General features: G+C 51.4%; 3 protein-coding genes. All 3 read right to left on the minus strand.

The annotated features are described in order from the left end of the window. Positions 1-4 precede the first annotated feature (4 nt). A complete protein-coding gene (locus ABD846_RS03205) occupies positions 5-793 on the minus strand; it encodes a hypothetical protein (RefSeq protein WP_344822614.1) in 789 nt (262 codons plus the stop codon). A 539-nt stretch (positions 794-1,332) separates the two neighbouring features. Further along, entirely contained in the window at positions 1,333-11,637 is a 10,305-nt protein-coding gene (locus ABD846_RS03210) for an RHS repeat domain-containing protein (protein ID WP_344822615.1), read from the minus strand. 18 nt (positions 11,638-11,655) lie between these two features. Then, the gene (locus ABD846_RS03215) at positions 11,656-12,360 is read right to left on the minus strand and encodes a hypothetical protein (protein ID WP_344822617.1); all 705 of its coding nucleotides are present in this window, start codon (positions 12,358-12,360) and stop codon (positions 11,656-11,658) included. Positions 12,361-12,363: the final 3 nt, after the last annotated feature.

Below are 12,363 nucleotides of genomic sequence, written 5' to 3' on the forward strand. Positions count from 1 at the left end.
TTATTTATTTTGTACCACAGGATTTGTTTGGAGCACCTTTGATTTCGAAATCCAAAGGTATTGGAGTTGTTGTTGGGGTATTGTACACATTTCCTTTTTTCTCTTTTTCGTAATACGCATTACTATGCAAACGTTCGAAATTCACATCGATTCCGTCAGAATACCCATTACCCTTATCCTCAGCCTGATATTCCTTAATTGTGTTCATAAATGCTGCATGTGCAGTTCCTGAAGTTGAGTGACGGGAGCGTGCGGGAGATCCCTTTAACAAATTTTGGTTTCCAACAGCTAATAAACAACCATCAGAGGCACCTAATGGGTGAAACTGTATCGCAACTCTTTCTTCTTTATCTTTTTCACCTCTCATACCAATAACACCACGCTGATCGTTAACATTGGAAGGGTTACGCAATTCTAATACAGTAATGCCCCATCTCGGTTTGACAACTGCAGGAAAATGATCACCATCTTTACTTACATCAAAAGTTCTATCCTCAATTTGGTTTTGCTTATAAATGTTAGCCCTTTCATTATAGCGAGCGTATAAAAAAGTAGTTGATTTTCCGCTTTCGTTTGATACCGTAACTCGATACACTGGAACTCTTATATTTACTTGCTCATGTCCTTGCTTTACTTCCGGTGCAGAATATAAATTAATCATTGTGTAACCTACTGCTCTATTACCAACATGAACATGCACTAAGTCACCTAAAACATCACTGAAGAAAATCGGATTTCCATTAAAAGAGGAATAATCACTTATGCCAATTTGAGGTTTCGGATCAGGATTCAACCTCCTACCCGTCCTCGTATTGTACTCCCAAAACTCAGCCGTATTAAAGTTGCCGATCCCGGCAATATCATTGGATTCATCTGTCCGTTGAAGCCAAACATATACTTGTCAATTAAGGAATGCTATACCGTGCATTTCCATGATTTATTGACTTAATCATTTTCGTGAATGTTGAATTATCAACCAACTTCTGTACAACGGTAATTTTGGTGCTAAAAGTAAGCGGTTCAGTAGCTTTATGCCTAGTAAATATAGTCAATGAGTCGTCTCTAACTTCGTAAACAAATGGCTCTAGCCCCTCGAAAAAATAAGATGTAGCACTATCATTGTATGAAATTATTTTATCATTTTTTTTTGTTGAAATTATTGTCATTTGTCTATCGCCTGTAATACCCCAATTTGTAGTGAGAATATAGAGTCGGCCTGATTTGAAAATCAACTCTTTACACTTAAAACTACCATTATCGTCATTGCATGATGAAAATACAAAGCCCAATACAAAAAAGATAAACCTATTAATATTATTCATTTAAAGACATTTATTTAGTATTTAGTTCATTCTCTGCATTACCAGCTTTTAAACCTTCGACAATTCTTCTCCCGGAATATTCATCTTCTCCATAATAAGGAGGGGGGCCAAATGCAGTTCCAAGAGTTACGATTTTAACGGCATTTATCTTAGTATATTTACCAACGTTCAAGGCACCGGCAAGTTTTAGGTAGGTGGTATTGCTAATTTTTGCGCCAAATAATGTTCCAGTACTACCATTCAGGCCTGCAAGATAGTTTCCCGCTGATCTGGCTGTCGCAAATTTTCCATTAAGCAATCGTCCAGTCATAACACCTGCATCAGCCCAAGATTGGTTATTTTTTATATCATACTTTTGATGCAATTTAGACATTTTGGCTATGTCGTCTAATTCATATTTCATCGCATCTTTATGCATCCAATCTATCAAATAATTCCAGCTAGCTTTTGGATTATCAGAATAATTAATAACACCCACAGGGTCTTTTGTTTTAAGATCAGCAAATTCATCCCAGTACTCGGTTTCGCCCATTTTTTTTCCACCAGCATCGGTCGAACTTTCATGTCTCCGATCTATTTGCGATTTATTTGGAACTGAACCGTCTTTGTTATTTGAATGCTTATAAACACCCTTATCTCCATCATTGTAAACAGCTATTACACTACCATCACTTGCAGTGTGAGTAGATGGGTCAGGTGTATTACCCTTGATATCACTATTTAAAATTGGGTTTCCACGAAATACAGAATAGTCACTCATGGAAATTTGCACCACCGGATCCAGATTCTGCCTCCTTCCCGTCCTCGTATTATACTCCCAGAATTCAGCCGTATTAAAGTTACCGATACCGGCAATGTCATTGGATTTCATTTGCCCGTTGAAGCCAAATTCGTACTTGTCCGTGTTCTTGTTGCACACCTGCACCGGTGCCCACTGGCTCCAGGTGCCCAGGCTGTCGTAGCTGATGCCTGCTATCGCAAACAGGCCGTTCGCAGGTGGCGTGAGGAACGATGACATATTGCGCAGCGAAAGCGTGATCTTCTTCGTCGACGGACGAACAGATATCGTTGCCAGCGTCGGACGGTTCACATTCATTCCTCCCAGCGATCTCTTCACGCCGGATGACGTGGTTTCCTCCACAAGGATCATCACCGCATAGCCATGCACATACTGCACATCCACCCGTACATCTATCGCATCTCCCGGCACCACATTGATGTCCAGTGTCATTCCGCCGCTCTTTCCGTACACTCCCAGCACCGGCCATACCGCTCCGCTCGTGGACGTAAAACTGCCACCCATGATCGGTACTGCTTTGCTCAGGTCGGCTGCTACAGGGAACGCTGCCGTGCTCTTGTATTCCTTCATCACCGTCATGCAGTGCGTACTCGTATCGGCCGTGGTGCGGCCCGGCATCAGCATCCCGTATGGATAATAATCGTACACTGCCGACAGCGAGGCCACAAAGCGGTCTCTCACCCCGTTGCCCGTAGTCTTGATGTAGCGCTTATCCAGCACCACGCTCTGCACATTGCCCAGGTGATTGGTCAGCTCATACTCCCGCAGGCCCAGCACATGGTCTGCACTCACCGTGCGGGACAGGCTGTGGCCCCAGGGGTCCCTGAAGTTCGTATCCACTACCTCGTTGGCCGCGTAGCTGTACCAGGCAGCACGGCGGTTCAGCAGCGTATCGTAACGGCCGTGCGCAAAGTCCCAGTAGCTGCGGCTCTGAGCCGGCCAGTAGTGGTGCAGGCCCACACGGCTGCTGCCGTAGATATGATGGCTCGAAAGGCTTATCTGCTGGTTGGTCTGCACCGGACCACGCTCTTCGAGCGTTACCGATACCGTAGGATCGAAGCCATGCGCCTTATCACCCAGCACTGACGTCAGCCGGCCTATATCCAGGAAGTCCAGGTCGGCCACTGCGCTGTCGATCGCATCATAACCGCTGATCCCTTCCAGGAACTTAACCGGGTCGGCGGCATAGGTCACCAGCGCCACATTGGTCTGACTGTTGGCAAACAGCTCGCGCAGCACGCCCGTAGAACCGCTCCACCAGTCGGCATACGCATAGAAGCCCTCATCGGCTACATCAGTGCCTTTGTTCATTGCCGAGTCCATTGCGTTACGCGGGCCGTATTGGGTCAGCGCATCATAGAAGCGTTGCTCCAGGCCACTCTGCCGGTACCAGGGGTCGGTATACACGCTGTCCGCACTCACCGCATTCAGCCAGCCGTCCAGTATCGTCGGGTCCTGCATGTAATAGTTATTCAGGCGTTGGCCCAGGTCTACCGGGTTACCCGCCAGGCGGTCGGCCATGCTCATCACCATCGCCGAGTCTTCGGCGCTGCTTACCGTTATCTGGTTCTCCGCACACAGGTCGGCCCACAGGTCCGGCACCTGCTCTGCCAGCTGCGCCAGCGAGTGGTTCCGCAGGTCTATATCCGGTTGCGAGAACAGCTCCGGAACCATGCCGGTAAGCACATCCTGCGGTGAGGGATTTTCCTGCAGGCTGCGGCTCAGCGCTGCTCCAAGCGGGTATTTGCCCGTGGCTGCAGCATAGGCAGGAAGTCTTCTGAGCGCGCCCGTACTGCTGCTGAAGAAGTTGAAATGCAGCACAGGATCGGCTCGCAGGTAGCCGCTTGCCGGAAGGCCCAGCGTCGTATCGCTGTAGCGCCCGGTGATAAATGCTTTCACAGGAGCGCTCTGCAACATACCCAGGCTGTCCAGCGCAGTCAGGTACAGGTGCTTCAGGCCCGTGGCGGGGAACGGGTACACATCGCGTATATCCCGCAGCACGCGGATCACCGCTCCCTTGTCATACTGCCGTTCCGTATTGTACTCGGCAAGGATGTTGCCGGACGCTTCCCGTACATAGAACGTGCTGTACACACGGCGACCCGTATCGTTGGGCACCGATTCGGTCTTATACGTCCGCTGTCCTGCCGCGTCATAACCATAATCCATGTCGAACGCACGGCCTCCCGTGGTCGGGAACCTGCGCGTAAAGCGCCACGGCTTCCCGTAGATCGTCCAGTAAGAAGACTCCAGGTTGCCTGATACGTCGTTGATCACAAAGCCGTCTTCGTCGTGGCCCGTGGCCAGCGGTGTGCCCGCAGAAGCCGGGATGTCTTCTATGCCCTTCTTTGAAAATACCGCATAGTCGTTCAGTCCCGTCATACGGTTCGTATTGGAAGTATAGCTGTACTTCATGCTGTCCATCAGATCGCCTGCGCCGTCACGGCGTACCAGCAGCTTCAGGTTGCCGTCCATATCATACTTATACGAGCTCGCGTATTTATTCAGGTAAGCCAGCGCACTGTCGCGTTTGGTATTGGCATACGCAGCGCGTTTGATGCGGTTCATCTGGTCGTAGGTATAGGCTGTGGTGAGCCCGCCAAACGGTGTGATGTCGGTGCTCTGCCGTGCGATGTTGCCGTTGTACAGGCTCTTGTTGGGCAGCGCCTGCCGCGACACTGCCGTGCGGCCAATGGGTTTATAATCCCCGTTGAAGTAATCGATCACCGAAGCATATACATCTTTAGGGGTAATGGTGCTGCGCTTACCATCGCCGCCCATATCGGAGAGGGTATCTGCCAGGTCGCCGTTGATGGATTTGAGCCAGCCCTGCAGCGTGTATGCATAGTCCACGCCCTGCACTTTCTGTGCACCCAGGTCGATACGTGCCAGCGGTCCGTGCTGGTAATAGGTGTACGCGGCATCGCGGGTCCAGATCAGTCCGTCCTTGCCGGTATATACTGCTGTGATGCGGTTGTCGGCATCGTAGTCATATTTCTGGTAGAACTGGTCGGCCTTACCGCGGTTGTAGGAGATCATGTTCACCTTGCCGCTCCACAGGTCGTAATCATAGTCGATGCGTTTGTAGCGGTGCCCGTAGCTTTCCAGCTGCGGAAATTCACGCATCAGCGTCTTCACGTTTCCTGCCGCATCGTAGCTGTAGTGCATCGCATGGTCGTAGTTGCTGCCCGGCAGTCCGGGGTTCACCGTCACGTAATACATGCTGGCGGCAATACGGCTGCGCAGGTTCTCCTGCCTGTCCATATTGGGCAGCAGGGACATATCCCGGTAGGCAGAGTCGTACACGGTATACACTACCTGGATACGGCTCCTGGTACGTATCTGTGCATTGAAGCTGGCATCGTCGTAGAAATCCAGCTCAAAGCTGCCGCAGTACTCCCAGGTACTGTCTCTGAGGTTTTCGCAGGCGCAGGGCGATGGTTTTGCCACATGGATCCAGCTGCCCTGCTGATAGTTCCAGGACCGGATCGGGTCAAAATAGGGGCAGTTCATACTCCAAACGGTCTCTCCCGTTTCGGTAAGGCGGTTCTGCTGATCGTACAGGAAGTAGGTGTAGCTCGATGTCCGGCGTTGTCTGGCCGTCTGGCTCAGCAGCACATTGCCTTTCTTGTCGTAGTAGCGGATGCGTACTCCGGCATCGGGTGTACTTTCCTTCCAGCACAGGTTGGCCGTGCTGTACTCATACTGCGTGCGCTTGGTATGTGCGGGCAATGCTCCGGGTATAAACGCATTGGCTTCGCGCAATGAATCTATTTTCGGGAACACCAGCGAGTCTACTTTGTGCACGCCTTCCGGAGGCACGGTCTGTATGAGGTTGCCGCTGCGGTCGTAGCTGTACAGCGTCGTACCAAAGCGCATATTGATGTACTGTATCCACAGCTTCTCGTACACCTGGCTCATCACATGGTCTGTGAAGGCGGCCAGCAGGTCTTCGCGGTATTTTCTGATATAGTTGTAGTAGTTGATGCGTGCCTGGTAGATATTGTCGCGCAGCAGTTGCTGCTCACAGTTGAGCTCGGCGCCTTCTTCACCGGATGGCGGCGGGTCTTTCTCATTGGAGAAATTGGTCTCATTGCCCAGCAGCACATCGCGCAGGCGCAGGGTCCATGCCACATCAAAGTTGGTAGTTCCGTGCGCGGTGATCGTATCGTTGGATCCCGGGATGGTGATCAGTGCATCGAAAGAAGAGGCTGCGGTATCGCCCGTGGCCGGGCGTATGCCCACCAGCTTAAAGCTCGGGTGCGTGCTCTTGTAGATATACTGCGGCACACGGATAAACATGCTGAACAATTTGTTGGCCGGGCCGAAGTAGCGGTACCAGTACAGGTCGTCGGCACAGCGGTACAGGTTCAGGCTCGCGCCGGAACCGGTAGTACCCATTGCTATACGTGTGTTCATGCCAACGGGCAGGAATATCTTTCCGGAACCCAGTACCGACTGCGTTACATTCAGTATATATTTCACGGTATCATAACCCGGGAAACGGCTGCTGCTGTCGGTATAGAACAGGTCGGTGAAGCGGTAGGTGTTCTGCGGGTTTTTATACGTTACCTGCGTGCTGCCGAAGGGACTTACGTTTGTCGGTATCAGGTAGTCCTGTAGAGTGTCCAGTACTTTGCCCATCGTGGAGTCCTGGAACCGGTACACATAAGACAGGTAGGCGCGTTTTTTGGCCTTGTAGTAGTCTGCCCCGATAGTGGCAAAACGGAACGGCACCCAGTAATTGGTCACATAGTTGTAATACAGGTTTTTCACCAGGCTGTCCGTACCGCGCGATACCTTCCAGGCCTTACCGCTGGTATCGGTGATCGTGTATAGTTTAAAATCGAACAGGTCCGGACGATAGGGATTCGGGCGCAGTTTCACCGAAAGGCTGTCAGACACGATAAACGGCGTATTGGCCAGGAACTGGCTGCGTGGCGTACCCCAGGGGACGAACAGCTTACCTGCCACTCCGGAAGCAGCAACAGGTTTGATGGTGCCGCCTGCTGCTGTTACCAGACCGTTGAATTTCTTATAGTCTTTTGGGTCTATAATGTCGTAATCCAGATACACGGTCTGCGTGGTGCCGGTCCAGTATTCCACCAGCGCTGCCCCTACCACGCCTGCACTGGCAGCCATGGCGGCGTTCCATGCGGCGAAGTTGGGGTAAGAAGGTGTTCCGGTGCTCGGGAAGGTCATCACTGCCATAGCTCCGTAAGCGGGGATATTCAGCGAGTCGGCCAGCGCACAACTCACCAGGAAACGGTTGTACTGGTTCTCGGCATATACCCGGCGCAGGGTATAGTTCATATAGTTGCGCATTGCACGCGAGAAGTACGGATGGTCTTTGGCATAACCGCCATAGAGCGTCATGGAGTCTTTAAACTGGTTGTACTTCCTGCGGAATTCGGTGCAGGGTATGCAGGCCGCAATATCGCTCGCACCATTGTCGTTCATGGCCAGCTTACCATTGGTCCAGCTCACAAAGCCACCGCTGGTGCGCTTATACACGCCGCCGCTCAGCACCGAACGTTCCATTACTGCCGTGAACATAAAGCGGCCGATATACCCGTCTACCGTAGCTGCCGAGCCGTCAAAGAAACAGCGGGCCTCTTTAAAGAATACGGAATCGCTCACGCCTACGCCCAGGAACGGATAGCCGGTGGTGTCGCCGGTGATACGCATCTTGTTGGGTGAGCGGAAAGAGAAGGTTACGGTGTCGCTGCCCGTACGGTAGAAGGAGTACACATACAGCGAATCCGTATTAAAATACTGTACCGCTGCCTTTACCGGACCGCTTCCGCCAGTGATGGCAGATGCCAGCTTCATTGCAAAGAAGTTGGTGGAAGGCCAGCTGGGCGTAAACGGATTAAAGATCTTGTTGGCATTATTAAACATCACGGCTATGTCGTACTGGTTGAAGAACTCGGTCATCGCTTTATAGAATCCGGAGGACAGGCAGTGCCCTTTGTTGCCGGCGCCTTCATCGTAATAATCGTAAGAAGCGAGGTAAGGATGACAGAGGTCGTTCAGGCTCAGTCCCGCACCCACGATACACGCACGCACCTGCTCGGGCAGGAAGATCCCGTTGTGCACGATGCCGCGGCTCACAAGCGACAGCAGGGAGTCTTTAAGCCGTGCTCCTGCTGTGGGGTTCGGGTAGCAGTTGATCATCCGTTTCATAATAGAGTCTACGGCATTGCTGCACAGCAGGCTGTCGACTCTTTTTACCAGTCGCTTTGCACTGTCACCTTTCGCTGCGAGTCCTGTAGTATCCCCGGCAGCATAGCGTGCCGCATCTTCCATAAAACGTCTGATGGCACCCAGTGCAGCAGTGTCGGTAAATCCGGAAAGGAACCCGTCCGGACCATCGGCAAGGCTGCCGTCGGCTGCATAGTCTACTTTAATGCGTGCATCCGGTATCAGCTTCATCCGCACATTGGTATCACAGGGAGGACAATCGCGTGTAGCGCTGGTCTTTGCCATAGACACATATTTCTTACGGTTGAACAGGTACACGGTACGCAGCTTATCAAAATAATAATCTTTCACGCTGGCTTCGGGAAAGTTCAGCGCCAGTATCTGCGGACGGAAGAACTGACTTGCATACTTGTAAGCCATACCGTCATCGATCATGCAAAATGCATAGGCCGCACACATGGTATCGATCCGTACCGTGCCTTTATACATCGTACGCAGTGAGTCTTCGATATGGGCGAAGAAAAAGGGAGATGCTTTCATGCGCAGCACCAGCTGCTGGTCTTTACTGATCAGGTCTTCGAGCGCAAACATGCCGTACTTAACCGCTGCTGCTGCATTGGGCAGGTTCTTCAGGCGCGTTTCCAGTGTATCGTCAAAGCACAATTGCAGTTTACAGTATTCCGGGTGCAGCGGCAGCAAGGCCTCTGCAATCTTATCCATGTCGGAGCCTTTATAGATCTCGTCTTTAAAGAAGTTTACGATATCGTTAGACTCGGTGTATTCTGTTACCGCACCGGTAGCATTGTCGGTTACGGAGAGTACCGGACCGCCGATATTGCGGTAGGTCTTCCCTCCCCGGTTGATCACCAGGGCATTCAGTGCGCTTACCACACAGGGTTTCTGGAAGCGGTAGATCGGGATTTCACCACCCGGGATAAACTGGGGGATGTCGTAGATAGAATTGATGTTCGGGTCGGTGCTGCCTCCCAGTACGGAGATACTTCCTCCCGGGCGCCACTTACCGTATTTGGCATCCGTATGCAGCTCATCCATCAGCTCCTTCTTCAGCTTCGAGCACGCGTCTTCATAAGGGCATGGATATTGCGTCTTCTCGATCTCTTCACGAATAAAGTCGTCTTCTGTCTTCAGGCAGTCGGGCTTGGGGCTGCGCACAAAGAAGGAATCCACCGCAGCAACGATATCTTCTTTAGCAATCGTAAGCGTTTTGTTGACGGTGTACTTTCCTTTTTCCAGGGCCAGCGTGGTGTCTTCGCTGAAAGGAGGGGGAGTGGCCACGGTGCTTACGCCGGTCTTACCGAGCTCCCCGTATTTATGCAATATCTCTACCCCGCAGGCATCGTGTACGTCATACTCATAGGTGCATTTTACCGACAGGCCCAGGTAATTGGGTGCAGGGCACACGGTATAGGGTTTGAAATCATATTCATATTTGATATTGCTCATGGCGGCAAAATCCATAAAGAAGCTGCCTGAGTATTTTTTCTGGTTGCCGATCGTTACGTTCGTAGTCGGATCGGCCAGTTTGTTTTCCCTGAAATTACCAATCGGCGGCACTTCGTCGTTGAAGATCATCGCGATCTGGCTCGTATCCACCGATGCGCCCACCAGGGAGCTCACGATCTGACGTCCTTTGGAATCCTTCACTGAAAGTGACAGCTGGCCGTTCTGGTCTTTAGACATGGTCTTCGTATAATAGCTCGCACGGCCTGCATTCACCCCGAACAGGTTATTCAGGTCGGGTTGATCGGCCTGCATGTACTGTATCTTTATGTCGTGGCCTGCATTCACCTGCAGCGCCGGTCCGGCTCCGCCGATCGCCTCGGCGCGGTCCTGGTAACCTGTAGCCAGTTGCGTGTACACAAACGGATAACCTTCTGCCTGAGGCACAAACTTCTGCGCACCCGCGGTATCGGTGTTCAGCGTGGAATAATAACGATTGGCCAGTGAGCTGGTTGTAAAAGGCGGGATCACCACCTCGTCCGGGCAGAGTGCAGGTTTGAGGTCAAAATCCTGCGGACCGTAAGGTTGCCCCGTAACGCTGGACACACTGACGCCTTTCTGGTAAGAAAAATAAGGCGCGCTGATCACGGTCGGAATAGTGAAAATAGACTGTCGTCCTTCAAAATCGTAGATAGGCTCGGTAGTGAGCATCAGGTTCGGTGAAGAGTTGAAGCGGGTCAGCGACTGGCGCAGCTTCAGCAAACCATCTGCATAGTTCACCACATGCTTTGTTTTGCCGCCTTCCGCAAAATGAATGGTATAATTCCAGTTGACGGAGTCGCCCGTATGCGGCTGCGTATTTTCAAAATAGCTGGTATAGGCCAGTGTATTCAGCTTAGCCGTGGCAGCCGGTAGCGACCAGACACCGTAAACAGGTTTGTTGTAAAAATCCTGGTCTACACGCACCATGCGTACGCGGTACACGATATAGCCTTTGGGATACGCCAGCGGAATGGAATATGCCAGCGTATCGGTGAGAATACGGGTGGCGTTGTTACGGAAATCATAAGCCACCTGGGAGGGGTCCAGGCGGCCTCCCGAAGAACTGTAGTTGTCTACATACGTCCATTCCAGCTCATACTGCGCCGGGGTTACTTTACCCAGAAAGGGGACGGAGACTGACGGAGACCAGCTGACGGTAAGTGTTTTATTGGTCGCATTATAGGATTGAGTGGTGTTGAGCGCCATATCCGCAGGCAGGTAATGCGTCTTCAGGTAAGGCTGGTACTTCATAGACAGCTCCACGTAGAAGTTCACATTAGGCGGAGGCAGGGTCATGGATACGGGTGCTCCGGAGCTCATATTATACACACCCAGCACCGTGAGCTTTGCGGCATACAGGTTCGGGTAGGTCTTTAACTGCACATCCTGGTAAGCGGAGCTGGAGTCCGGGTTGAACCCGATAACCAGCGTATCATAGGCAGTATAGGAATAGGTACCCGCGGACATGGTCGGATCACCTTCCAGTTTGTAGACCAGCTTATACAGGTACTCGGTGGTGGGTACCAGCGTGGCGCCGTGATCTATCGCAAAGGTCACCGTGGTGAAGTTGCTTTTATATTTTACCGCTGCTGCAAATGAGGACGGCGACGCGAGCATATTGCTGCGCTGGTCGTTGGCAACAGAAATGGTACTGAGCGGCGTACTTGTCAGGTCGGTCGCATAAATCTTATTACTCATCTCCCGTAGCGGAAATGAGGCTGATTGAGCTTTGGTATCACCGTATCCTGTCATCAGCAACAAGGTGCTGCATACGATGGAATGCAAAATGCGCGTAAATAACTTGTTCATATTCGGATATGTTTATGATCAGTTTTTGATCAGCTCAAAAGAGGAATAGGCATTTTTCAGGTATTGTTCCAGATGCACGCATTCATTCAGCAATGCTGTTACTTCAGCCGGTACCTTTCTGGAATAATGGGAGAGCGTGATTCTCTGCAGCATATCGGAAACCGAGAAGCCGGGGTTTATCGGTACCCGTAAGACGCAGCTCAGACGCTCGGCCATTGCGGAGTTGCTGCTGACGCTCAGCTCCAGGGAAAGCATCTGTCCGCCCGGCGGATACTTGCAGTAATAGGTGGTTATTCCTTTTTGTTGCTGCTTCTTCGTTATGATGAGCTTGTCGGAAAACAGGCTGTCGGCATAGGCGCGTGTCTGTTCGCGGTAGGTCTGCAATTGTTGCCCGGACATCTTAGCTCCGGAAAATTCATGGTAATACACCCTGCGTGCGGACGAATCGACACTGAAATTGCCATAGGCACAGGTAAACTGTAGCATGGAATCTCCGCTGATCCACCTGACAAAATCCTGCACGCTCGTATAGGCACGCATATGTCTGATTTCGGGTCTTACGGCTGTATCCTCCACAAATGTGGTCAGCTCCATGTCATAGCTGTAGCTTTCCAGCAGACGCATCCGGGCTATCAGGTCGGTAAAGACTTTGTCCGTGGCGGCCGTTGATTGCAGGGTGCAACCCATAAGTGCGGTGAGCAGAAGCAATAATATCTTTCTCATCTT

This window comes from Rurimicrobium arvi (assembly GCF_039540495.1).
GTDB lineage: Bacteria > Bacteroidota > Bacteroidia > Chitinophagales > Chitinophagaceae > Rurimicrobium > Rurimicrobium arvi.